General features: G+C 59.8%; 33 protein-coding genes. 26 read left to right on the top strand and 7 right to left on the bottom strand.

All coding sequences use genetic code 11. The annotated features are described in order from the left end of the window. Position 1 precedes the first annotated feature (1 nt). Entirely contained in the window at positions 2-442 is a 441-nt protein-coding gene (locus CAG11_RS23685; protein WP_085598184.1) for a phage tail protein, read from the top strand. After that, positions 439-1,710: a phage late control D family protein gene (locus CAG11_RS23680; RefSeq protein WP_085598183.1), complete on the top strand. Its 1,272-nt coding sequence runs from the start codon at positions 439-441 to the stop codon at positions 1,708-1,710. The genes CAG11_RS23685 and CAG11_RS23680 overlap by 4 nt, the downstream gene beginning before the upstream one ends. Positions 1,711-1,749: 39 nt before the next feature. Here the strand turns inward: CAG11_RS23680 and CAG11_RS33855 are convergent, their stop codons facing one another. The 3 genes from CAG11_RS33855 to CAG11_RS23670 all read right to left on the bottom strand — a co-directional run bounded on the left by CAG11_RS33855 (position 1,750) and on the right by CAG11_RS23670 (position 2,788). Then, the gene (locus CAG11_RS33855) at positions 1,750-1,914 is read right to left on the bottom strand and encodes a hypothetical protein (RefSeq protein WP_177409207.1); all 165 of its coding nucleotides are present in this window, start codon (positions 1,912-1,914) and stop codon (positions 1,750-1,752) included. Between the two features lie 105 nt (positions 1,915-2,019). After that, on the bottom strand, positions 2,020-2,355 hold the full coding sequence (locus tag CAG11_RS23675) for a DUF2511 domain-containing protein (RefSeq protein ID WP_085598182.1): 336 nt from the start codon (positions 2,353-2,355) through the stop codon (positions 2,020-2,022). Positions 2,356-2,377: 22 nt separating this feature from the next. Next, positions 2,378-2,788: a helix-turn-helix domain-containing protein gene (locus CAG11_RS23670; protein WP_371857944.1), complete on the bottom strand. Its 411-nt coding sequence runs from the start codon at positions 2,786-2,788 to the stop codon at positions 2,378-2,380. Positions 2,789-2,809: 21 nt separating this feature from the next. Between CAG11_RS23670 and CAG11_RS23665 the strand changes: the two genes are divergently transcribed. The 24 genes from CAG11_RS23665 to CAG11_RS23555 all read left to right on the top strand — a co-directional run bounded on the left by CAG11_RS23665 (position 2,810) and on the right by CAG11_RS23555 (position 19,761). Continuing rightward, positions 2,810-3,010 carry a DNA-binding protein gene (locus CAG11_RS23665; protein WP_085598180.1) on the top strand — a complete coding sequence of 67 codons (201 nt, stop codon included), beginning with the start codon at positions 2,810-2,812 and terminating at the stop codon, positions 3,008-3,010. Then, a complete protein-coding gene (locus CAG11_RS23660; protein WP_085598179.1) occupies positions 3,010-3,522 on the top strand; it encodes a YmfL family putative regulatory protein in 513 nt (170 codons plus the stop codon). The genes CAG11_RS23665 and CAG11_RS23660 overlap by 1 nt, the downstream gene beginning before the upstream one ends. Beyond that, positions 3,522-3,812 carry an ogr/Delta-like zinc finger family protein gene (locus CAG11_RS23655; RefSeq protein WP_085598178.1) on the top strand — a complete coding sequence of 97 codons (291 nt, stop codon included), beginning with the start codon at positions 3,522-3,524 and terminating at the stop codon, positions 3,810-3,812. The genes CAG11_RS23660 and CAG11_RS23655 overlap by 1 nt, the downstream gene beginning before the upstream one ends. Then, entirely contained in the window at positions 3,809-4,180 is a 372-nt protein-coding gene (locus tag CAG11_RS23650) for a hypothetical protein (protein ID WP_085598177.1), read from the top strand. Before CAG11_RS23655 ends, CAG11_RS23650 begins: the two co-directional genes overlap by 4 nt. Before the next feature lie 75 nt (positions 4,181-4,255). Next, a complete protein-coding gene (locus CAG11_RS23645) occupies positions 4,256-4,489 on the top strand; it encodes a hypothetical protein (protein ID WP_085598176.1) in 234 nt (77 codons plus the stop codon). A 60-nt stretch (positions 4,490-4,549) separates the two neighbouring features. Further along, on the top strand, positions 4,550-7,348 hold the full coding sequence (locus tag CAG11_RS23640) for a toprim domain-containing protein (protein WP_178081830.1): 2,799 nt from the start codon (positions 4,550-4,552) through the stop codon (positions 7,346-7,348). 53 nt (positions 7,349-7,401) lie between these two features. Next, a complete protein-coding gene (locus tag CAG11_RS34175; RefSeq protein WP_256578705.1) occupies positions 7,402-7,530 on the top strand; it encodes a hypothetical protein in 129 nt (42 codons plus the stop codon). A 51-nt stretch (positions 7,531-7,581) separates the two neighbouring features. Then, positions 7,582-7,860, top strand: coding sequence for a hypothetical protein (locus CAG11_RS23635; RefSeq protein WP_085598174.1), 279 nt, complete (start codon positions 7,582-7,584; stop codon positions 7,858-7,860). Positions 7,861-7,945: 85 nt separating this feature from the next. After that, entirely contained in the window at positions 7,946-8,293 is a 348-nt protein-coding gene (locus CAG11_RS23630) for a hypothetical protein (RefSeq protein ID WP_085598173.1), read from the top strand. Further along, positions 8,290-8,505, top strand: a complete 216-nt coding sequence (locus CAG11_RS23625) for a hypothetical protein (RefSeq protein WP_085598172.1) — start codon at positions 8,290-8,292, stop codon at positions 8,503-8,505. The genes CAG11_RS23630 and CAG11_RS23625 overlap by 4 nt, the downstream gene beginning before the upstream one ends. A 66-nt stretch (positions 8,506-8,571) precedes the next feature. Continuing rightward, on the top strand, positions 8,572-9,330 hold the full coding sequence (locus CAG11_RS34170; RefSeq protein WP_256578704.1) for a hypothetical protein: 759 nt from the start codon (positions 8,572-8,574) through the stop codon (positions 9,328-9,330). Beyond that, positions 9,323-9,520: a hypothetical protein gene (locus CAG11_RS23615; RefSeq protein WP_085598171.1), complete on the top strand. Its 198-nt coding sequence runs from the start codon at positions 9,323-9,325 to the stop codon at positions 9,518-9,520. Before CAG11_RS34170 ends, CAG11_RS23615 begins: the two co-directional genes overlap by 8 nt. Further along, positions 9,510-11,243, top strand: coding sequence for a DNA cytosine methyltransferase (locus CAG11_RS23610; RefSeq protein WP_085598170.1), 1,734 nt, complete (start codon positions 9,510-9,512; stop codon positions 11,241-11,243). Before CAG11_RS23615 ends, CAG11_RS23610 begins: the two co-directional genes overlap by 11 nt. Before the next feature lie 135 nt (positions 11,244-11,378). Then, entirely contained in the window at positions 11,379-12,122 is a 744-nt protein-coding gene (locus CAG11_RS34165) for a hypothetical protein (RefSeq protein ID WP_256578703.1), read from the top strand. Positions 12,123-12,136: 14 nt separating this feature from the next. After that, a complete protein-coding gene (locus CAG11_RS23600) occupies positions 12,137-12,763 on the top strand; it encodes a hypothetical protein (protein WP_085598168.1) in 627 nt (208 codons plus the stop codon). A 61-nt stretch (positions 12,764-12,824) separates the two neighbouring features. Continuing rightward, complete coding sequence (locus tag CAG11_RS23595; RefSeq protein WP_085598167.1) at positions 12,825-13,040, top strand: DUF4224 domain-containing protein; 216 nt, start codon at positions 12,825-12,827, stop codon at positions 13,038-13,040. Further along, positions 13,037-14,179, top strand: coding sequence for a tyrosine recombinase XerC (gene xerC / locus CAG11_RS23590; protein ID WP_085598166.1), 1,143 nt, complete (start codon positions 13,037-13,039; stop codon positions 14,177-14,179). The genes CAG11_RS23595 and xerC overlap by 4 nt, the downstream gene beginning before the upstream one ends. A gap of 90 nt (positions 14,180-14,269) precedes the next feature. Further along, complete coding sequence (locus CAG11_RS23585) at positions 14,270-14,539, top strand: hypothetical protein (RefSeq protein ID WP_085598165.1); 270 nt, start codon at positions 14,270-14,272, stop codon at positions 14,537-14,539. A gap of 538 nt (positions 14,540-15,077) precedes the next feature. After that, the gene (locus CAG11_RS23580) at positions 15,078-16,061 is read left to right on the top strand and encodes an AraC family transcriptional regulator (RefSeq protein WP_085598205.1); all 984 of its coding nucleotides are present in this window, start codon (positions 15,078-15,080) and stop codon (positions 16,059-16,061) included. Positions 16,062-16,198: 137 nt separating this feature from the next. Continuing rightward, on the top strand, positions 16,199-16,531 hold the full coding sequence (locus tag CAG11_RS23575) for a hypothetical protein (protein ID WP_256578702.1): 333 nt from the start codon (positions 16,199-16,201) through the stop codon (positions 16,529-16,531). Between the two features lie 164 nt (positions 16,532-16,695). Further along, positions 16,696-17,256 (top strand): hypothetical protein, encoded by a 561-nt coding sequence (locus tag CAG11_RS23570; protein ID WP_085598164.1) that lies wholly within the window; start codon positions 16,696-16,698, stop codon positions 17,254-17,256. Further along, positions 17,225-17,824, top strand: a complete 600-nt coding sequence (locus CAG11_RS23565) for a hypothetical protein (protein WP_085598163.1) — start codon at positions 17,225-17,227, stop codon at positions 17,822-17,824. Before CAG11_RS23570 ends, CAG11_RS23565 begins: the two co-directional genes overlap by 32 nt. 388 nt (positions 17,825-18,212) lie before the next feature. After that, positions 18,213-18,599: a c-type cytochrome gene (locus CAG11_RS23560; protein WP_085598162.1), complete on the top strand. Its 387-nt coding sequence runs from the start codon at positions 18,213-18,215 to the stop codon at positions 18,597-18,599. Between the two features lie 31 nt (positions 18,600-18,630). Continuing rightward, positions 18,631-19,761: a lysozyme inhibitor LprI family protein gene (locus CAG11_RS23555; RefSeq protein ID WP_085598161.1), complete on the top strand. Its 1,131-nt coding sequence runs from the start codon at positions 18,631-18,633 to the stop codon at positions 19,759-19,761. A gap of 69 nt (positions 19,762-19,830) precedes the next feature. Here the strand turns inward: CAG11_RS23555 and CAG11_RS23550 are convergent, their stop codons facing one another. The 4 genes from CAG11_RS23550 to CAG11_RS23535 form a co-directional block, all read right to left on the bottom strand. Then, complete coding sequence (locus tag CAG11_RS23550) at positions 19,831-20,526, bottom strand: tetratricopeptide repeat protein (protein ID WP_031319894.1); 696 nt, start codon at positions 20,524-20,526, stop codon at positions 19,831-19,833. Between the two features lie 5 nt (positions 20,527-20,531). Beyond that, positions 20,532-21,197, bottom strand: coding sequence for a hypothetical protein (locus CAG11_RS23545; protein WP_256578700.1), 666 nt, complete (start codon positions 21,195-21,197; stop codon positions 20,532-20,534). 157 nt (positions 21,198-21,354) lie between these two features. Then, positions 21,355-22,644, bottom strand: coding sequence for an OprD family porin (locus CAG11_RS23540; protein ID WP_085598159.1), 1,290 nt, complete (start codon positions 22,642-22,644; stop codon positions 21,355-21,357). Between the two features lie 238 nt (positions 22,645-22,882). Continuing rightward, positions 22,883-23,272: a nuclear transport factor 2 family protein gene (locus CAG11_RS23535; protein ID WP_085598158.1), complete on the bottom strand. Its 390-nt coding sequence runs from the start codon at positions 23,270-23,272 to the stop codon at positions 22,883-22,885. Positions 23,273-23,288: the final 16 nt, after the last annotated feature.

Below are 23,288 nucleotides of genomic sequence, written 5' to 3'. Positions count from 1 at the left end.
CATGATGATGGCCTTGGGAATGTTCGTCTTCAGCCTGTCCACCGCTGCCTACCAGGAGCTACAGCGGCAAACCGAATGGCGGCACGTCAGCAATACCCGGATCGGCGCCGCGCCGGCCCGCCAGTTCGTCGGCCGTGGTGACGACTCGATCACCCTGCCTGGCGTGATCCTGCCAGAACTTGCCGGCTCGGTTCTCAGCCTCGACACCTTGCGGCTCATGGCGAACACCGGAAAGGCCTGGCCGATGGTCGAGGGCAGCGGCCGGATCTACGGCCTGTGGGTGATCGAAAGTCTGAGCGAAACCAAGACGATTTTCTTCAGGGACGGTACACCGCGGCGCCTGGAGTTCACCTTGAGCCTCAAACGCATTGATGACGACCGGATCGACCTGCTCGGCGCCGCCGCCAGCACAGGCGTCAATATCTTGAGGATGCTGCTGTGATCGATGCTGCTCTCGCCCGGGTGACGGGATTTGTCGAAGACGCCGTAGACCAGTACTGCCGCGAGACCTCCTACCCGGTGCCGGCCTTCCGCATCACTGTCGATGGAAACGATATCGCCCAGCTCATCAGCCCGCGCCTGATCAGCCTGCAACTGACCGACAACCGCGGCATCGAGGCCGATCAACTCAGCATCACCTTGAGCGACCATGACGGGCTGCTGACCATCCCACCCAAGGGCGCTGTGCTGCGACTGTGGCTCGGTTGGAGTGATACGGGCCTGGTAGACAAGGGCACCTACACCGTCGACGAGACTGAGCACAGTGGCGCGCCGGATGTGCTCAGCATCCGGGCGCGCTCTGCCGATCTGCGCAAGGGCTTGAAGACCAAGCGTGAACGGAACTGGAGCAACTCGACCCTGGGCGACGTCCTGGGCGACATCGCTATCGGCAACGGCCTTACCGCGACCATTGCCGGCGCCCTGGATGGTTTGCCGATCCTGCAGTTGGACCAGGCCAACGAGTCAGACGCAAACCTGATCAGCCGGATCGGCGAGGAATTCGACGCGGTAATCACCGTCAAGGCCGGCTGCCTGATGTGCCTCCCTGCTGGTGGTGGCAAGACCGCCAGCGGTCTGGATCTACCACACATCACCCTGGTCCGGGCCGATGGCGACCAGCATCGCTACCTGCTGGCCGACCGCGACAGCTACGACGGTGTGCGGGCCTATTTCTACGACGTGAACAGCGCAAAAAAACAGGAGGCCATCGCCGGCGGCGGCGACAACATCAAGGATCTGCGTCACACCTACAGCGACCGCCAGTCCGCCCTGCGCGCCGCCCGGGCCGAGTTCAACCGCCTGCAACGCGGCAGCGCCACGCTCAGCTACACCCTGGCCGTGGGCCGCCCGGATCTGATCCCCGAACTGACCTATACCTTGGAAGGCGTGAAGCCCGAGATCGATGCAATTATCTGGTACGGCGGCAACGTACAACACAGCCTCAGCGCCGATAGCGGGTACACCGTCAGCCTGGAGCTGGAGAGCAAGCTGCCCGAGGACACCGTCGAAGGGTTGGCCGAGGAGAATCGGCAGGATTACACGGGGATCATCGCTTACTACCGCGACAAGAAGACCGGTAAACAAATGACCATCACGGCAGGGGATCAGACTAAGCCACGGCGGCTGAAATGGTTGTATGCGAGCAAGACCACAGCAAAGCGTGCCGTGGACCGGGAGTGGAAGAAGATGCAAGAAGCGAAGGCAGTGTAATGCCTGCCGTTCGCCTGTAATGCTCCAACTTGCCAAGGGCTACTCATCAGGAATGTGCGTAAGCACCTCAGCACACCGAAGCACATGCTCTTGATTAGCGATCGACAGTTGCCTAAACAGTGCCAACAGAATCTGCTCTTTCACACTGAGGCAGGTCTCGGTGGACCCCGACTGCTCTCCCTTGTCGCTACGTTGATCAAACATGCCGCTACTCCATTGATCCGTTGGTTTCCACGCGCTTGCGTCTAGAAACCTTACGGGTAGTCCTGAAAACGCAACCTAGGACTAATGGAGGGACATCAATGTGGTCTATCCGGCATACGACGAGCAGAGTTTTAAGGCACGGGTAGAAATTTCGCTGTAATCCATTTTAACAGTGGGCATGGCAGGATCAGGTTTGGTGATATCACGACCATCCAGCCAACCGTTTTGCGCTGCTCGGGAGCGCGCACTTCCGTTCAATGCATAGAGCTGCCCCTCGACTTTCGCGAGCGCTGACGGAGGCCCATCCTGGCAAACCAGCTCTACCGTTGCGACCGTAAATGGCCATTTTTCGCCATATTCAGCTTGACCAACAGTAACGACGTGTTCCCCACCGCAGCCGGCCAAGACCAGCGCAGCAGAAAGCATTAAACATGCACGCATTTTCTCCTCCCTGGAGTTCGTACTATTCGGACCCTTGCCCTGAGACTTTCGCCATCGCAAATGCCAGGTGAGCAAGGGTGCTCCTGTCAGAGTCGGACATTTCTCGCATGTGCCCCAGAACGACGTTTTCAACTTCGCTGAGGTTACCGAGATCAGCGCCGGCGCGATATCCAGTCAGGATGTAATGCACATCTACATCCAGTGCTTGGAGGCCAAGTAGATATCGAAGATCCGGCGAGCTGGACTCAAGCTCATACGCCTTTTGAGTTCCCCGACTGACGCCCACAGCGGATCCGAAATCGGTCTGGTTCATGCCCAGCCGCTCGCGTTCATCCCGCAGGCGTTCACCTACCCCTGAAGAAATGAGCATTTTTTTGATCAATATGAGTTGACTTGAACAGAAATCTGCCCAAGAATCCTTTTCGTCAAACACGATTAAACACGGACGAACACTATGCATGCCCTACAGACCCCCGAGCAAGCCCGCGCGCTTCTTGAGCGCGAGGGCAAGAGCATTGCTGAATTCAGCCGCCAACACGGCTTGAACAAAAATTTGGTCAGCGACCTTTTGAACGGCAGGAAAAAAGGCCGCCGCGGTGAAGCCCATCGGGCTGCCGTGCTGCTCGGCATTAAAGACGGCGTGGTGAAACACTAATGCGCAGGCATCTTGAAAAAAACGAGAGGGACAAGCGCGTTCTTCTCGATAGCCGCCGCAAGGTGATCAGCGCCTTGATCAATGCATACCCTGGCGGCCGCGATGGCTGTGCTGCCCTTCTCGGTTTGGATATCAAAAAATTCGACAACCAAGCCTATGGGAGCGCGGGGCATCGCCCGCTCGAGGACCATCAACTCTGCATGCTGGAACAGGTTCTAGAAACAACGTTTCTCCCCGACTACATCTGCGGCATGTATGGAGGCGTTTTTGTTCCAATGCCCAGCGCCGAGATCCTCGACAATCTCGATCTATACACTTTGGCTCTGCGGGCTGATGTGAAAGACGGGCAGCTTAATCAGCTGATCACCCGAGCACTTGAGGACGGAGAGATTGACGAGGGAGAGATCGCCGAGATCATCGCAGCTCACCGAGATCACGTTGCCGCCTGCCATGCCGAGGTAGGGGCTGTCATTACCCTCCACCGGAAGTCTCAGCCAACGGAGGATGTGTGATGAGCACCTACAAACTGGTCTGCCCTCACTGCCTGGGCCGTATGCGCATTCGCACCAGCGAGGGGACACACATTTTCCTGCGCATTGCATATCTGCAGTGCGTGAACGAGGCCTGCGGCTGGTCTGTGCGGGCGGAATTCACAATGACACACGAAATGAGCCCCAGCGGCATGGCCAATCCCGCCGTGCACCTGCCCATCGCTGACATTGCTCTACGCCGGGCCGCAATGCGGACCGCCAACGATCACCCCGATCTGCTCGATCAACTGGAAATGGAGTGTGCGCGATGAATCACGAACAACTGCCCCACGACTACCGCAGCAGCATGCAACGGGCGGCCTATGCCTATCTGCTGAGCCATGAAGCGCAGTACCTGGTGGACTCTGACCTGCTGTACGACAGCTGCGTCCGCCACCTGACCACCTCCCTGGAAGTACCAGTGTTTATGGCCCAGCAACTGGTGCACAACGCCTGGAGCGACCTGCAGGTCGCCAACCAGCGCAAGTGGATAGGCGTGGACTGGAGCAGCAGCCCTGGTGGCACCGTTGTGCACCTGATCGATATCCGGGCCGGGCTGCGCTACCCGGTACCAGCGAGGCTGCTACCGCAGGCCTTGCTCGACAAGCGCGACCCAGCGCACAAGCACCACCCTCGATAACCCCCGTTTAAAACACCCACCCTGCCCCGCTTCCCGTGGGTTTGGGTGAGCTTTGCCCGAAATCCGAGGTGGACCATGGAAATCGACATCGACATCACCGCAAAACTGCCCCGGGGCCAGGCCGAAGCGCTGCTCCAGGCGCTGCGTGCCGACTACAGCGCCCAGTTCAACGAACACTGGTATGACGACCGCTTTCGCCTGATCCCCGCGGGTTTGCGGCATGGCTCGCTACTCGCGGCCTTCCCTGTAATGGCCGCACAGAAACGCCTGATCGGCGCCCTTAAACACAGTCTCGGCGAAGGGAAGTAACCCGATGAACCTGCAAGACCAATTCCCCCCTGTGGAGCCGCTGCTGTGAACCGCAAGCCCATGGAACAACAGATCCGCGCCGACGTGATCAAGCGCCTGGAGTCGGACTTTGGCCTGCAACATATGGCCAAAACCAACTACATGCGCAAAGGAACCTGCCCCCAGTGCAACCAGCGCCGGTTGTTCTCGCGCTACGACGAACCATGGTTTATCCGCTGCGGCAGAGAAAAAAACTGCAAGTACATGGCGCCGACCAAGGAGCTGTATCCCGACCTGTTCGACGACTGGAGCAAGCGTGCCCCTTCCACCAATGACAACCCGACAGCCAGTGCCAAGGCCTACCTGACCTATGCCCGCGGCTTTCGCCTGGAGTTGATCACCGGTTGGTTCACCCAGGAAAACTATTTTGATAGCGAGTTAAACATCGGCTCTGCGACTGTTCGCTTTCCCCTTGACCACGGCGGCTACTGGGAGCGCCTGATCGACCAGCCCGCGCGCTTCGGCAAGAAGAAAGCCCGGTTCCAACCCGGCCAGAGCTACAAAGGGTACTGGTGGTGCCCACCGTGCCTGGACCTGCTGCAGGTCAACGAGCTCTGGATCGTCGAGGGCATCTTCGACGCCATTGCGCTGATCCATAACGGCATATCAGCGGTAGCGGCCCTGTCTTCAAATGCCTTTCCTGAGGAGTCGCTCAAGGCCCTGATTGCGGCCAGGGCGGGCCGGCCGCCCAAACTGGTCTGGGCGCTGGACAACGAACCAGGTGCACATCAATACACCAAGACCTGGGTTAAGCGTGCGCGCGAACTGGGGTTCATCTGCGAGGCAGCCCAGATCCCACAACCCGACGCCCGCAAGGTCGACTGGAACGACCTGCACCAGCGCTGGGACTTCATCGAGGATGAGGCTGAGCGAGCGCACCGGATCGACAAGGATCTCACCGAAGCCCGCCACCATGGCGCCCTGTTGGTAGCTCAAAGCGCTGCGGACAAGGCACTGCTCATGTACCAGTGGCACGAGCGCGAGGAGTTCCACTTCGGCTTTGACTCCCGCCTGTACTGGTGGAAGTTGGACCTTGCCAAATACAACAGCGCCAAACAGGCCTTGGAGAAAAGCGACGACCACGACACCCAGGTCCTAAACGAAAGGCAACTGCGGGAGAAGGCGTTGAACGTTGCAGGCTGCGTCGTCCAGATAGCCAACTGCTACCCCAAAGCTCTCTATTTCCAGCGCAACGAGATCACGGACGAGTCCTGGTACTTCTTTCGGGTCGACTTCCCGCACGACGGCGGCTCAGTCAAGAACACCTTCACCGGTGCCCAGGTCGCTGCTGCCAGCGAGTTCAAGAAACGCCTGCTCGGGATGGCCGCTGGCGCCGTGTTCACCGGCAGCGGTCACCAGTTGGACAAGCTCATGGAGGATCAGCTGTTCGGCATCAAGACCGTTCAGACCATCGATTACGTTGGCTACAGCAAGGAATACGGCTGTTACATCTTCAACGACATTGCCGTGCGCGAAGGCCAACTCATCAGCATCAACGAGGAGGAGTTCTTCGAAATGGGCAAGCTCAAGCTGAAGTCGTTGCAAAAGGGCGTGAAAATCAACCTGGCCAAGGACAACAAGAACTACGACTCGCGCTGGCTGGGCTTGCTCTGGCAGTGCTTCGGTACTCAGGGAATCGTGGCGCTGGCCTTCTGGTTCGGCTCCCTGTTCGCCGAGCAGATCCGCAGCCGGTACCAGTCGTTCCCGTTCCTGGAAGCCACCGGCGAAGCCGGTGCCGGCAAGACTACCTTGCTAACCCTGCTGTGGAAGTTACTGGGACGCGAGGGCTATGAGGGGTTCGACCCGTCCAAGTCCACAAAGGCCGGTCGTAGCCGCCTGATGGGCCAGGTATCAGGCATGCCCATCGTTCTGCTCGAGTCCGACCGCAGCGGCGACGACAAGGCCCATGCAAAAACCTTCGAATGGGACGAGCTCAAGGACTACTTCGGCGGCGGCACCCTGGCCACCAAAGGCGTCAAGACCGCCGGCAACGAAACCTACGAGCCCCCGTTCCGCGGCACCATTGCCATCAGCCAGAACGCCCCTGTAGTGGCCTCCGAGGCGATCATGACCAGGATCGTCAAGCTGCACTTCGTTCGCCCCAACGTCACCCCCGAAAGCCGGGCCGCAGCCGATCTGCTTAATTCCCTGGAGGGTTCGACCTTGAGCAACTTCCTGCTCCAGGCCGTGCGCAAAGAACAGGAAATACTGGAACTGCTCGGCCAGCGCCTCCCGGGCTACGAGGCCAAGCTGCGCGCCCTCCACTCCCACTGTTTCGCTTGCGATACCCCATTCCTCGACGAGGAAAGCGCCTGTAAGCATTGCGGCAACAGCCTGCGGGGTTACATCCGAGTGGAGCGGATCAACAAGAACCACGCGCAACTGCTCGCCCTTCTCGATTGCTTGCAGACCGTTGTGCCGCTCACCGACCAACAAATCAGCGGCACCCGCGCGCTGATCATCAGCATGGCCATAGAGCGCCAAGCCTCGATCAGCTCGGATCATCCGGTGGTGGCTGAATTCTGGGAGGTCTACGAGTACCTCGAAGGTCTCGACGCCGATGGGCCGGTGGTCAATCACAGCAAGAACGAGAGCGTAATCGCCATCAACCTCAACGACTTCGTGAAGGTGGCCACTGAGCACCGCCAGAAGATCGCGGACATCAGCGAGCTGCGGGACCGCTTGAAAGACTCCCGGTCCCGGAAGCTGCTCCACCCAAACAAATCGACTGATAGCGCTGTTCGTGCCCACCAGGCCCGGACCAGCAACGCCGTCATAGCCAAGCAACCCATCATGAAGTGCTGGCACTTCCAGGCCTGATCTACCCAACCGCCAGGCGCTGCAACGCTTCGGCACCCCAGAGGAGAAGCACCATGCAAGACGACAACAAACCGACCTTGAGTGACAACGCAATCACGCTGACCTGCAGCGCTGCCGCGCTGGCTGTCTTGCTCGTCCTGGGCAACCTCGCCCCGGACGTACTGCTGGCCATCGTTCGCTGACCCACCCGCCCAGGCGCTGCAACGCCTGACAGAACCCCAAGGAGAAACGACATGCAAACCATCCAACCCGCCGAAACCCAGCCGTACCACGCGATTCTTGATGTGTACATCGACCGCAAGCACACGCCAGGTCAGGCGATCCTGCGCGATGTAGAAGAGAGCACCCGGCTGTTCAGCTTCACGGCGGACATGACCGACGAGCAGATCGTCCAGGCGCTGCGTTTCGCCACAGTGACCTACCGCCAGGGGCAGTTAGTAGGTAGCGAGGCCCGCGCTGTGCGGATTCGCGCCGCCTTGGGCGTGCCGGCGATTGCCTACGCCGACGCCTGAGTCGACCCCCAACCCGCTGATGTATAGGAAAGCCGACCAGCCCTGCGGTGCTGTAACGCTTGACGCAACCCCAAGGAGAAACGACATGCAAACCATCCAACCCGCCAAACGCGACGTCCTGTTCGACACCCTGGTGCAATACCAGGAGGAACGGCCCGCGATTCGTGACGCTGGCATCAAGGCCCTCGCCCGCCTGGTACCTGTAGCGCTGCGCGATACCGGCCAAAGCCGCGTGATCGGCCGTTTCCTGCTCGGCCTCTACAACGCTCCGGCCTTCCCCTTCCAACTCACAGATCTGCGCAACCTGGATTCGGGCCTGTTCGACGACTGCCTGGCCGTGCTGCAGCTGGACAACACCCCCGAACAGGAGGTGCACGAGTACTTGCCCCGGGGGCAGATGATCTTCAACCAGTTGTGCGAGTACTGGGGATGAAGTGGCAGGCCAAGCGCGATCGAGACGGGCAAACCATCCCGAAATGCTGGGTCACTGACCACGGCTACACCGTGGCGGAGTGTCGGCTGCCTCACAGCCGCTACCCCATCACTCGACCAGGTGCGGAACAGCCGTTCACCTACGCGAGCAATCGGGAAGAAGTGGTGATGCTGATCGAGAAGGACATGCAGGCCACTGCGGCCAATCCATGAAGCTGTAGAAGAAGGCGCCGGAGAGCTGCAACTCCCCGGCGCCGACCAACCCCAAGGAGAAACGACATGCAAGTAGAAACCCCCGAAGTTGGCGCTGATAAGGCTATCACACCGCGCTACGACACCATTGTTATCTGCGGTGCAGACGACCAAACCATCCCGAGAGAAGTCAACGGCGCCGAGGTAGTCGCCTGGAGCCTTGGCCACGGACTCGCGGCTATGGACGCCCTGGAAGAATTCGTCGATGACCTGGCCGCCGGCAACTGCAAGCAGCCAGTACACCTGACTCAGGGCGCCGCCGATGCTCTGAACCTCATGCGCCGCCGGCGCGCCATCGGCTGGAGTGCAGACGAACCAACCGCACAAGCTCCCGCAGACTGGCGGACTGCTGTGGCCCGAGCAGAATCAATGGCCCGCCGGGTTTTCGGCGAAAACAACGACGATGCCATGCAGGCCGTCGACTACATGGCCGGGTTGTTGCTGGCCTGTGAGCCAGAAACCATAGCTCCGCAGCTGCCGATCACCTGCGAGCAGATCCAAGAGCAAATGACCGGTGGTGGGTGCCCGATTGCTGGCTCGTTGGGCGAGTGTGCGGCCATTTGGTGCAGTGGCAACAGCTGGACGGCCGCGCTGTACATCTGGAACGCCAATTTCAACGATTCCACCGCTGTGGCCGAGTGGTTCCACAACCTGGGGGCCGTCGACGTATTTGTCCGCCACACCCTGTACGACACCAATAACGGCGACCGTAACGGCGTAGTTCCGGAAGGCGGTGCCCGCCAATGGCTCGTCGAGTTCTCGACCAAGGAGGTGTGCCATGCGTGAGCGTCCAACCATGGCTAGTCACCGCCTGGACCTGCCCAGCATCTGCGATATCTGCGGCAAAGCCCGCTCAACCCGCAAGCATGCGGCATGCAGCCGTGCCCGCCAGCAACTCAAGAACGAGGATTGGACCGCCTATATGGCCAACATCGAGGCCAAGAAAGCTCAGGGAGGTCGTCGCCATGCTCGTTAAGCGAACCTACACCCACTTCGGTTTCTGCTGCGGCCTGGGCTCCGGGGCTGCAGGTTTTAATGACAGTTCATTGCAGATCGCCCAAATGCTCGGCAACTGGCGCTGCCTGGGCGGGGTTGACGTTGACCCCGCCGGTTTGGCCGACTTCGAAAGCCTCACAGGCGTGAAGGGTACGCTCCGGGATCTGTTCACCCGCGAGCAGTACACCGCATTCCACGGGACGGAGCCACCTGCAGGCTGGATCGAGGCCACCGCCGAAGACATTCGCCGCGCCGCCGGAAACGAAGATCCGGACGCCGTATTCATTTCCAGCCCCTGCAAGGGCGCCAGTGGCTTGCTGCCTGAGTCAATGAGCCTGACCCCCAAGTACCAGGCCCTCAATCAGCTGACCCTTCGTTGCGTCTGGCTGATGCTTGAAGCCTGGCAACATAACCCCGTCAGCTTGATTGTGTTCGAGAACGTCCCTCGCTTGGCGTCACGCGGCCGGCATCTGCTCGACCAGATCGTCAAGCTGTTTGCACACTACGGCTACGCGGTAAACGAGACAGTCCACGACTGCGGGGAGATTGCCGGCCTGGCACAGAGCCGCAAGCGCTTCTTGTTGGTGGCCCGACACATCGAGAAGGTCCGGGCGTTCCTGTACCAGCCTCAGCAACACCGCCTGCGCGGTGTTGGCGAGATCCTCGGACGCATGCCTCTGGCGGGCGATATCGAACTGGCAGGCCCCATGCACCGCGTGCCCGCCCTGCACTGGAAAACCTGGGTTCGCCTTGCACTTGTGGAGCCCGGGAAAGACTGGCGCTCACTGAACCGCCTGAACGTTGAGGATGGGTTCTTGCGCGACTTCCTGATCGTTCCGGAGTACCGAGCGGGATACCTCGGCGTCAACCGCTGGGAAGATGCGACAGGCGTCATTGCCGGCCGCAACACACCCACCAACGGCAACTACTCGGTAGCAGATCCGCGCCCCACCAGCTCGGCCGAGTACGCGCAGTTCGGGGTGATCCCATGGGAGCGGCATTGCGGGGTCGTCACCGGGCAGCGCAGCCCGGGCCAGGGCACGTTCAGCGTGGCCGATCCCCGTCCGAACTGGAAACGTCATTCCAACAACTACCGGGTGGTGCCCTTCGCGAACTTCGCCGGCACCATCATCGCCGGCGGCAAGGGCGTGCAAGGGGGCTGGCAGTCCGTCGCAGATCCTCGCGTCCTCAATCGCAAGAAGGGCGACGCCTACCTCACCGGTGGACATTATGGGGTTGTCGAATGGGGCGGCAGCGCCGGCGCAGTTTCGGCGAATGCTCGCCACGACAATGGCCGCTGGTCCGTCGCTGACAACCGGATGCCGGCAGCCAACGACCGCCTGGCGTGTGTGATCCGTAGCCCTTCGAACACCTGGAACAGGCCATTCACCACCCTAGAACTGGCCGCGCTGCAATCCATGTTCGACCCCGAGGAAATGTGGCGACCGAACCAGGACACCGGCGCCCTGGAGCCGATCGGCAAACCCTTCGTGCTACACGGCAACAACGACGGCGCCTGGCGTGAACGCATCGGGAACGCTGTTCCCCGCAAGGCCGGCAAGGCCATTGCAGACGTGATGCTTAGTACGCTGATGCTTAACGAAATGGGCGAGACATTCACGCTTAGCAGCGTACCGGTATGGGTTCGTCCGCTGGCCATCGCCTTTAGCATGCCCGGGCAACAAGTAGGAGGTGCAGCATGAGCCAGATTCCTCTTTGTAACTGTAACCAGGACCGGCTGCCATGCACCTGCCAAGCAGCCCCTCCAAAGCAAGATTGGCTATTGGTGACCCACCCGGATGGCCATAACTGGGTTGTGAGAACTGGAAGCAAGGAGCATGACCGCGCTATCCATGCCCATCATCTGCATATCGCCGCCTTACTGCCTGAAACCGTACCGGGGACCATCACACAGGCCTCCTTATCCGCCAGTGCAGAGCCGGCAACCTGCGGTGCGTGCGCTGGATGTACTAACGGTTGCCGTGTTGATCGTGAATCGCCATCCGCCGAGCGCGACGAGCGGGCGAAGTTTGATCTTGAGCATGAACGCCTGTGGCCTTTCCCGTCTCAGTACGGTCCGGCTACCCAATCTGACCACAGGCAACGCAAAGCTTTGCGCTTTGAAGGCTGGCAGGCTCGCGCCGCCCTGGAGCGCAGGCCATGAGCAACGGAACGCCATCGCATTTCCGCTATGTCTGCAGGACCTGCAAGAAAGAGATTTTGCAGCCAATCGACAAGAACGAACCGGAGAAGACGCCAATTCCAGTTTGCTGCCCAGGCGGACGCAAAAATATGGCATTTCAAGGTTGCGCCTACGGAGAACGTCAACGATGAATGTCTTCCTCCTGCTATATCTCTGCACCAGCGCGGCTCGAACCGATTGCCAGGTGTTCCCGGTCCAGCGCTGGATGGGGCCTGACTCATACCAACAATGTGGCGCCACCGCGCGCCAGCTCACCGCAGACCTCACCGACCAGAACCGAAAGCTGAACTATTTCGTCTGCGACATCCAGTCGGCCGGTGACGTCGATGTAGCCGAGCAATCCCAACCACCACTGCCCCGTCAGTTGTTCCAGCTCTGAACAGGAGGACCACAATGTCTGAGCATTTCTATCTACAGGACAGCCGCAGCAACGTGGGTACCCGGGCAATGTTCTGGCGCTTGGGAGGCAGCTATACCTCTAACCTCGATGAGGCTGAACAGTTCACCCGTGAGCGCGCTGTAAGGCAGTTCGAAAGTCGCGAGAGCGATCTCCCCTGGCCCGTGGACTACGTCCGTGCTCGAGCGGAGGTCGGCGTCGATTTTCAGTACCTCAGCAAATCCGAAGCCGAGGCCTACCGCAACGAGGACGGCCGCGTGTATGTGGCCCATGCTCGCGAGTGGGACGGCAACGACCTGGTCTGGCTCGGCGGCAAAGGTCCTACCGCCAACCTGGCGGACGCCATCCATCCAGGTGCAACAGATGCCGCTGGCTACCTATCGCAGGGTTGCGAACTGTGGCCGTGCGGCTACATTGCTGAGCGATCCCGTCCAGTCGTTCGGGCATCGCTGCTCGATCACAAGCAAGCCCTACGCGCGGTGGGCCTCAAGCTGCCAAAAGTGAAGCACCAGAGCACCAGGAGCTACAACAGCCTCACGCATTGCGAAGGCTGCGGACGTTTTCTAAGCGAGCGGCAGCGATTCGACGACTGCCCGAACTGCGGCGCGAGTAACTGCCCATGACCGACTTTCTCCAGAAACCTGAGAAGTCGATTCTAGTCGTGGCGGAAGGAGAACCCGCCGTATGATCGACCATCAGCAGACCAGCAAGGTCCTGACGTTCCAGGACCTGCAACACCTCACGGGATATACCCGCCGGTCTGGAGTGGAACAAGCCCTGCGAAGGCAGGGCATCCGCTGGTTCTGGGGTCGCCATGGCCCCTGGACCACCATCGACCTGGTCAACCAGGCCGGCGGCAAGACGCCGGCAACCGAGAAATATGACAGCGAGATTCTATGAGGCGGCCCCGTAAACACAACCCGCACATACCCGTCCACATTGATCAGGCCGCCATTCCGGCGGCCGTTTTTTTTGACCATCGCTGGGAGGGCGTCTGGTACACGTCGTGGCGCGACGAAGGCGGCAACCGCAAGCGCATGAACATCGCCGGCCGTACCGCAACGCTCAGCGACCTGCACCGGATCATGGAGGAAAGGAAAGGCATTGATCGGGAAAGCCTCAACTACCTGTGCAAGGAGTTCCACGCCAGCGCACAGTGCAAGCGGCTCGCGAAGAAAACCCGTGACGACTACGAATACTCCCGCGACGTGCTGCTGGCCATCCCGACCAAGCTGCAGAAGCCACTCGGCGAGCTTTCCGTCCGCAAGTTCACCTCGGCCCTGGTGCAACGCCTGGTCGACCGGATCGCCGACGAGGGGACCCCGTCGAAGGCCGCGCACGTTCTTCGATACTTGCGACGGGTCATGCAGTGGGGCCGCAACCGCGGCTATCTGGAGATTAATGTCGCCCTGGGCATCGAAGCGCCGGCCGAGCGCAAGCAGCGCCGCCTGCCAAACCCTAAGGTCATGAGAGAACTGATCGCACGAGCACACGCCATGGGCCAACTCACGCGAGGGCAGCCGGGGGCGTGCCCGGCCTACCTGGGCTATGTAATGGAGCTGGCCTACCTGTGCCGCCTGCGCGGCATCGAGGCCGTCACCCTGACCGATGCGAACGAGCTGGAGGACGGAGTCCAGACGAACAGGCGCAAGGGCAGCCGCGACAACGTGGTGCGCTGGACTCCCAGGCTCCGGGCAGCTTGGGAAGGGGCCAAGGCGTACAGGCGCCGCGTATGGGCCAGCCAGGCCCATCCTGTTCCAGCCGCAGCCGAGCGCCGATTCATCATCGTAGCGGCCCACGGCGGCCAGTTGCAGAAGAGTAGTCTGGACAGCACCTGGCAGCGCTTCATCACCAGGGCAATCAAGGAGGGCGTCATCACCGAGGAGCAGAGATTCGCATTGCACGACCTCAAGCGCCGCGGCATCACCGACACTCCAGGCGACCGCAAGCAGAAACAAGACGCCAGCGGCCACCGCGACGAGGCCATGCTCGACATCTACGACTTCAGCCTTCCGCGCGTCTCCCCATCTGCCGAGTGAACACCTGGCACGGTGCTCATACCGACAAAAGCGACAGTTTGGCCGAGGGGTGATTAAACTGGGCCATCACACACGCAAGGAGCATTACCGATGAGCTATGACCCGCAAGGCCACTACGATGTTTTACTCGCCGATGAAAAGCTGGGTGAGTTGCGCAAAGGGATCTACTACGAGCAAGGCGATGAAGCCGGCGGCCTGAACGGCGAAGACTTCTGGCACAACGGTAAGAAAGCAGGGCACCGCGAAGGGTTAGAGCTGATTCGCACATCGCCAGAGCCCGTCACTCGCTTCCAACTTGTGCCCCACGTGGAAAGCAACGCAGTAAACGAACACGCGGTAGGCAACACTACTCTGGGCTGAGTCTCACCCCGGTGGCGGCGTGCGCCGGGCAGTAACCTCCTACAGGCCTCACTCCGGCTGGACGTGGGGCTTTTTTGTGGACAGCTCCTACGTACCAACAAAGCTAGAGACCGCATGGCTTCTGGCATTCCGCTTGCCAAGCACGTACCAGAAAACGCCGTAACATGTTGATTTACATGCTCTGAGCAGGGTTCTTGTAATCAGTAGGTCCCGGGTTCGACTCCTGGTGCCGGCACCATATAAGACAAAGCCCTCGCAGCGATGCGAGGGCTTTGTCGTTTCCAGGATCAAGAAATCCTGTCCTAATGCCTTGAGCACGGTTTTGATCTCGGTGCCCGAGAGCTTCAGACCCGCCCCTGCCCCCTCGCCAGCCTCTGGCTTCACCTGTGAAGCCGCGCCCTGCCTGAAACCACGCGGATACTGTTGCCGGTTCGCCCCCTGTGGTTGCTGCGCGGCCGTCGGTACGGCTGTGTCAAACGTTTTGCGCTAGTGTTTCCCTGCGGACCAGGACGGTCCTTTGACGCAGGTGCAAACGCTCATGGCCTACCCAACGCCCTCCATCAAACTCAGCACTCTTCAGCAACTAGCGCCCTACTTGAGCATGCACGGGGTATCGCCGCTGGAATTCTTTCGACGTTACGGTATTTCCCCGCAGGTCTTTCAATACCCGGATGCCTGGGTGCCGCGAGCGACCTGCTTTCATATAGCCAGTGAAATGGCCGCGCTCACACAGGACCCCTTCGCAGGTGCAACGGTGGGGCATTTGATCGAAGTACGCTCGCTCGGGGCCTGGGGCGAGTTGATCCTGGGTTCGTCCAACCTCGCTCAGACGTGCGCAGTGGCGGCGATCCATACGAACTTACTGCATCAAGGAAGCGACGTAAGAATCGTCACCGAAGGCCGTACGCTGAAACTGATCCGGCAATCCACCGGACAGCACGGGGCGAATCCGAAGCAGGTCATTCTCGGCACTCTGGCGCTGCTAAGAAAGGTGCCGCTCATGTCCGGTGAGCCAAGCGCCGTCCGTGTGCATTTGCAAAACCCGAGGCAACGGGGAAATGAGGCGCTGGAGAAATACCTGGGGCCGAATCTGCACATGAACGCGCAGCACAACATGATCGAATTCGATCGCGAGCTGCTCGACATCTCTCTGCCGCTCGGCCGGGATGACGCCTGGAAAGTCGCCGAGGCCTTGAGGTCGACCGCGAAAGCCGCCGGCATGCTTATCGAACGGATCGGGGATCAGGATCGATCCACACTTGCCGCCATAGCAAGAAACCTCGGCTTGTCTTCCCGAACGCTACAGCGTCGCCTCAAATACTGCGGCATCGACTTCGAAGACCTGCGGGACAAAACCCGTCGCAGCGAAGCGCTACAACTGATTGCCAGCGGCAAGTACAGCGCAACCGAGATTGCCTACATGGTTGGCTACAGTGACCAAGCGCACTTTACCCGAGCCTTCAAACGCTGGACCGGAAGTTCACCATCGCGCTACAGCGCACTTTTGAAAGATGGTCGTTAACCTCTTCGCCTGCCCCTCTCCCACTATCGGGCACCTAGCAATGGCGCACTTCGCGGCACTTGCTGGTTGTGCTTTTGGCATCAAATGGCAAGTTTCAAGAGGGGGGGCTCTTATAAAGTCTGAAAGGAAATGCCTACTTGAAAGAGCTAGAGGTCTACATGCCCGATTTATCAACGGCCTGTATCGTCGCCCTGATGCTGGCCACTCTTGCCAATGCACACGCTCAGCCATCCGCTGACGCGACGGTGCAGCTAGATGGCGATAACTTTGCTCGTGCCGAGACCAATCTTTATATGGGGTGGGCTCAGGCGAGCCAGATACAAGTGCGTGATGCCCTGGCTGTTCTGGGTTCGTCCCCTCTCGACTACAACCAAGCCTTTGGCCATAAAGGCAGGGTCGATCCGATCCGCCACCGGATCGGTGGTTGCGACGCAAAGATCGTTAATTGTCTGGTTACGACACCCGGCTGAACTATAGCGCCAGGCTCTATCTACCAAGCAACGAAATACTGCGCGGCAAAGGAGGTTTCCCAAACCAGAACCCGTCGATTTATAAGTTGGACTATTCGAGCAAAAGTGAGTTTGCCTGATCGATAGGCCACGGCCATCGGTGTTAATAACGAAAGGAGTTCACCATGAAGAAAGTAATGCTTTGTTTCGCCTTGTTATTTAGCTTTACATGCAGTTTTGCTATGGCAGCAGGCCGTCCCAGCTATCCCTTTAATGATAAAATCGCCAGTGGCTTGTCGCGCCACCATATTATTCCGTGGGAAGAACTGGTCAAATTTGGCACCGACAACTTCACCAGCGATGCAGACAGAACGGACTTGATCAATGCCATTATCGGTACCCGTACTGTCAACCTCGGCTCATTCCAGGGCAATGTCCCGCAGTTGGTCGCCGGACTGCATACGCCGCAAAATCCCGAGGCTGTAGAAGTCTGGCAATCATTACTGGCCTGGACTCAGGGGAATCTGGTCGTGGGAACCAGTACTCGCCCAGATGACCCCGGTAGCAAGTTTGATCAGGTTGCCTATAACTGCCTGAAAGTTGTTAACCACGATGCGGCCTATACCGTTATTTTTGCTAACTGGGAAGATCCGGCAGCGACCCCTGCAAAAAAAAAGGAGTATTTCCTGACCATGGCAGCGCATGACATCGCGGATGCCGCAGGCCAGCCATGCTGGAAACCTTGATCTCATTCATCATGACGCGCAGGAAAAAATCATGGCTAATATTATTACCGTAGGCAGCATTACAACCCCTAACCCTTTTCTTTGGTTGAATCCGGACACATTAGGCCTGCCCGATGTTGTCTACGTCATTCAATCAAATGCCCCCAAAGGCGACTGGGTAGATGTAGGGCAGTTCTGCGCGGTGCTATCCAGCGCCTGGCTCAATGATGCCAAACATCCGGAAAAGTTCGACATTCGCAGTTTTGACGATCCGGGCAAAATCCAGTTGGCTCAGCAAGTGATTGATGCATCCAATAGTTTGGCCTCACAAGTAAAAGCGGCGGAACAGGCGATACACGGCAAGTCCAAGTCGAAGGACCAGGTTACCCAGGACTTCTCGACATACAAAACCGGCACTAAAGTTTGGGCGGGAAATGATAGGCATGTCATCGGCATCTACATCATCAGCGCCACACAAATGCAGGTTTATGATTCGAATCTAGGCACCGCAACCCAAAAGCCGCGCACCGCCTTTGCGCAAGTAGTGGCGGATTATCAATTGAACGCTTTTGTAGTAGCTATCGCTTAATGTTGGCAGGCGATGCGCATGAAATGCGCATCGTCGTTTTTTTACATTATTCGGTTAGCGTTTTAACGGCCGAGCGTGCTGCATCCAGGCAAGATCAAAACCGCATTCCAATGCAGGAATGGGTGATGAGCGCCGCCCCTTCTTGCTGCATCACAAAGACAGCCATGCCCGCACCGACTCTATCCCAGCGACCGAGCGCTACTGCGCTTACCAGACCAAATAACGCGAGTGATCAATAAGGCCAGCATTTCCCAGTGAAACTCTAACGGGCTGTATCCACATAAAACCTAAACACCCAAGAGTTGGGAGTGCCTACAGGGCCAGGCTCCCCCCAGGCATGCGCTTCATGCTCCAATAGCCGCCGATTCCAGTTGCACGCAGGCCCCCCATGAAACCCATCGCAGCATCCATCCTCGCCCTGTTGCTCCACTCCATGCTGTTCAGCTCCCCGGCTGTGGCCGGCGATGCCGAAGTCGGCGCCAAGCTGTTCAAGCGCCTGTGCAGTGGTTGCCACAATATCGGGCCCTCGGTGCGCAGTTCGTTCGGTCCAGAGCTCAACGGCATCATCGACCGCCCGGCCGGCAGCGCCCAGGACTACCAGTATTCGACAGCGATGAAGTCCTCGGGCATCGTCTGGACCCGGGACAAGCTCACCCAGTACCTGCAAGATCCCAAGGGCGTGGTGCCCGGCACCCGGATGATTTTCTGGGGCTTGAGCGACGAAGAGAAAATCGACAACCTGCTGGCCTATCTACAGACCTTCCCCAATCCCTGATCCCGTTTCGCTTCCCTACAAGGATGTTTCGATGAAGCTTTCCCTGCTGTCCCTGGCGACCGCCGGCCTGGCCCTGGCCGTGCTCGCGCCGCAAGCGGGCGCCGCCGGTTTCGACTGTGCCAAGGCCTCGACCTCGGTCGAGAAGGCGGTTTGCAACGCGCCTAAGCTCTCCGCCCAGGACGATGAATTGAATCGTCGCTACAACGGGCTCAAGCACCTGCAGGTGTTTCGCCTGCTGCAAGTGCGCTGGTTGCGCGAGGTTCGCGATACCTGTACCTCGGACGACTGCCTGGAGGGGGCCTACCGCGCCCAGTTGAAGATGCTCGCGCCGCTGCCTATCCCCCCGGCCCCGGGCAAGAACCAGTTGCTGCCCATGGACCCGACGCGCCAGTACCGCCTGGATGAAGCCGAGCACTGGCAGCGCTTCCCACTGGCTTCCTTCCCTGCCGTGCCCCCTCGGGGCGACAAGCAGATCGTCGACGCCCAGGTGATCGATGGCGTGTTGCGCGTGGTGCTGTTCACCGGCCTGTACCAGCAGGAGCAAGGCGGCTTTGTCGGGACCCTGTATGAATATGCCGATGACCAGCCGGGCCTGTATCCCATCGCCCGGGACATCGCCTTCACCGGCTGGGCCGCCCAGGGCAGCAACGACCAGGGCCTGCGCTTCGCCGGGTTCGACGGTGGGTTACTGTATTACCGCCAGCGTATCGGTGGCGACTTGCAGCAAAGCATGAGCTACCGCCTGGGTTCACGCAGCGCGCCCGAGGCCAGCCTGAAGTCGTACCAGACGCCCTCCAATACCCTGCGCCATGCCCGGGCGCGGGTGGGCCAGGACTTGAATGTGGATAACTACAGCCTGTCCCTGGACTACGACCAGCAGAGCCACAATACCTACAGTGAAAATGTCACCGCGCACAACGACACCGAGGAGGGCTGGAGCATCGTCAACCCGACCTGGAGCGCTACCCGCCCGATCATGTACTTCGACAACGAAGGGCCGCGGGCCTGCATCTGGCGAGTCGACACGCAGTACAAGACCTTGTTCAAGATCGTGCCCGAGCATGAAGCCGTCTCGGCACGCCCGATCGACCTGCATGGCCGCGAGGCGGTGGTCTACCTGGAAGGTGACCAGCTGAAGTTCGCCTTCAAGTACGACGACTGAGGGCAGGTGCCAGGGCAAAAAAGGCTCGTCAATGACGAGCCTTTTTTCATGGTGCGATCCGCCTCTGCCTCAGGGCAGGCTGATCTTGTACTGGGCCAGCTTGGCCTGGTGCTGGGGCTCGACGTACTTCTGGTTCACCAGCTTGGCGAACTTGCTGAAGTCACTACGGGCATCGTCGGTCAGGCCCAGTTTGTCGTAGGCAAGACCGCGGTGATAGAAGGCCCAGGCATAGTCTGGCTGGCGTAGCAGGCCGGTGCTGTAGGCTTCGGCGGCCTCGCGGTATTGCCCCAGGTCGTAGAGCGTCTGGCCCAGATGGTAGTAGGTCGGCATGTTGAAGCCGCCGCCCTTGCCCGTCTCGCCCAGATTGGCGTCGAGGTTGGATTGCACCAACTCCAGGGACTTCTGCGGGTTGCCCGCCTCACGATACAGGCGGCTCAGGTCCAGCACCGCGCGGGCATCGGGCTTGCCTTCCAGGGCGATGGACTTTTCCTTGGCGGCAATCGCTTGCGGATAGCGCTTGAAGCTGGCGTAGGCATCGGACTTGAGCCAGTACACCAGACTCTGCATGCCCGGCGGCAGCTGGTTCTTCTCCAGGCACAGGTCGGCCTGTTGCAGCACCACGTCGAATTTCTCGGCCTTGGCGGCCTGGCCCACCATGCGGCAATGGGCATAGTTGATCTGGTCCTGGCTCTGCAGGCCGGCACAACCGGTCAGCAGCACGGATCCCAGGAGCAATAGCGCTCCACGAACAGACGATGAAGGCATGGCTTTCAATCCAGCAGATGGGCGTTGAGGTCAGGGCGATAGACTTGCAGCAACGGCGTGGTGACGGTGCCCTGCAAACTGCAGAAGATCGTGGTGCGGCCGGCGATCGGCTCCTTGTCGATACCTTTGTCGATACTCAGGACCCGCTCGACGAAACCGAACGGCGTAGCCACGCCACCACCGGCCTGGCCCTGGGTCCGCCATTGCAGGATCGGATCGCCGACCCGGCGAATCTCCACTCGGCTGAAAGCACCGCGGTCGTCCTTCAAGCGGGCGTTATCCGCCAGCAGCGGCTTGAGGCGCGCGGCCACGTCCTGGGGCGTGCCGTCAGCGACGAAACCCCAGAACAGCATGTTGCCCACCGACTTCATCGACATGGCTTCGTTGTAGTAGCCCACCAGGCGCACGCCCTTGACCACCAAGGGCTGTGCGAACGGCTGGTAGCGACCGCCTTCCTGCAGCGGGTTCATGACCTGGGGCGCCTTGACCGCGCCGTACTGGGCCAGGCTCAAGGTACCGGCCGGCAGTTGGGCGGTGTTCAAGCTCTGGAAGAACTGCGCGTCGCAGCGGGAGAAATCACTCAGCAACTGCTCGGGCGAGGTCGCTTGCTGGCCCTGGGCGATGCTGGCGACACCCAGCAGGCACAGGCCGGACAACAGGGAACGGAACATCAAGATCATCCGTGAGGGGGAAAGTGGGAACGGAATTTAGCAAGATCGATATCAAACGGCCACAAGTCGTCCGCGACCCTATAGGCATGAAAAAGCCCCGAACCAGTCGGGGCTTCTTGCATTGCGCACCTGTCGCCAGGTGGTGATCAGGCGTTCATCAGAACACGTTGATCGGGTAGTCGACGAATACGCGCAGCTCGTTGCCGCTGTCGTTGTACTCGCTGGACTTCTGCGATACGCGCAGGATCGAGCTGCGAACCTTCACGCTCAGGTCCTTGGCCGGGCCGCTCTGTACCACGTATTTGAGCTGGTTGAAGATTTCCCGCTCAGTGCCGCCAGAGGACGTCGAAGTGGTGATGTTGTCACCACGCACGTAGGCCACGTTGTAGGTCAGGCCCGGTACGCCGAAGGCGCCGAAGTCCAGACCGTAGCCCAGCTGCCAGCTGCGCTCGTCTTCGGCGTTGAAGTCGGACCAGTAGGAGTTGGCCAGGTAGATGGTGTTGCCGCCATCGCCCACGCGACGCTGCTCACGCTGGTAGCCGCCGTAGGCATAGCCCAGGTGGCTGTCGCCGGTGCTGCGCTGGTGCGCCAGGGTGAAGGAGTGCGGGCCGGTGGCGTAGGTGGCTGCCAGGCTCCAGATCTTGTTGTCCTGGCCGCCGGCGTTCTTGAACTCGGCGTAGGACTTGTCCAGCTTGGTGCGGTAGCCGTTGAAGTCCAGGGTCAGGGACTGGTCGGTGGCCAGCGGGAACACATAGTTCAGGTTCACGTACTGTTTCTTCAGCACGTCTTCGACGTCGGAAGCGTACAGGGCGCCCTTGAACTGCTCGGTAAACTGGTAGCTACCGCCCAGGACGTTGATCGACTTCAGGCCACCGCTGTCACGACCTTCAGCGCTCTTGCGCGATTCGGCGGTGAAGCGACCGGCGTTCAGTTCCAGGCCCTTGATCTCCTTGGAGGTGATCAGGGTACCGGTGTAGCTTTCCGGCAGCAGGCGCGCGTTGTCGTAGTTCAGCACCGGCAGGGCCGGCATCTGGTCGCCGTAAGCCAGCACAGTGTTGGAGAAACGGAACTTGACCGCGGCGCCAGCCTTGGCCAGGTCGCCCGCTGGGGTCTTGTTACCGTGTTCACTGCGCTTGAAGAAGTCGATGCCCTGGCCGCCGCTGTGGCTGCCCTTGTCCAGGCGCAGCGCGTACAGGCCAAAGGCGTCAACGCCCACGCCCACGGTGCCCTGAGTGAAGCCCGACGAGAACGTACCGATGGCTGCCTGGCCCCACTCACGCTGGTCGTCGTTGCCATCTTTCTTGTCACGGTTGATGTAAGCATTGCGCAGCAGCACTTTCAGGCTGCTGTCTTCAACGAAACCCTTGGCGTCGGCCTGGCCGTCGGCCATGGCTTGTGTAGCGCTCAAAATCCCCAGTGCAATCAAGCAGATCCGCTGTTTAGACATTTTATTTTCCTTATTACGGTTTGATGACGCGCTGTGAGCTTGTGCGGCTATGGCGTTTGAACGCTCTTCTACCGTCGAAACAAAAAGCCCGCCCACATGGGATGGTGGCGGGCCTTTTATCATTCTGAAATATGGCTCTTAGCCACAGGCGTTGGGGCGAATCCTATCTGCGCCCTCAATAACGTGTCAATTTCGTGAATCGTCTTTGAATAGCTGAAAATGTTCTAAGAATAGCGGGCTAGAGCATCGCCAGCTGCACGCTGTGACTGTCTACGAACTGCTCGAAATGAGTCACCTTGCCATCCTTTAGCGTCCACAGGTGGGCGACCCGCACATCGATAGGTTTACCCGAGGCCTTATAGATGCCCCGGTAGTTGCCATAGGCGAAGACCTTGTCACCCTGGGCCACATAGTTCTCGACCTTGAAAGTGAAGTCTTGCCACTCGCTGCCAAGGCGCTTGAAGACATGCTCCAGCACTTCTTCGAAGCCGATGTAGGTACCGGCATAGGGGAAGCCCGCCGCTTCGGTCCAGCGCGCATCGGGAGCCAGGGCCGCCGCGGTATTGCGCGCGTTTTCCTGGGAGTTGGCACCTTCATAGGTGCTTTTGATCAACGCAAGGTTATCCATGGGTGACTCCACTGGG

The organism is Pseudomonas sp. B6(2017), from assembly GCF_002112765.1.
Classification (GTDB): Bacteria; Pseudomonadota; Gammaproteobacteria; order Pseudomonadales; family Pseudomonadaceae; genus Aquipseudomonas; species Aquipseudomonas piscis.
The sequence above is the reverse complement of the archived record's forward strand: the minus strand, read 5'-3'. Positions and strand labels throughout refer to the sequence as shown.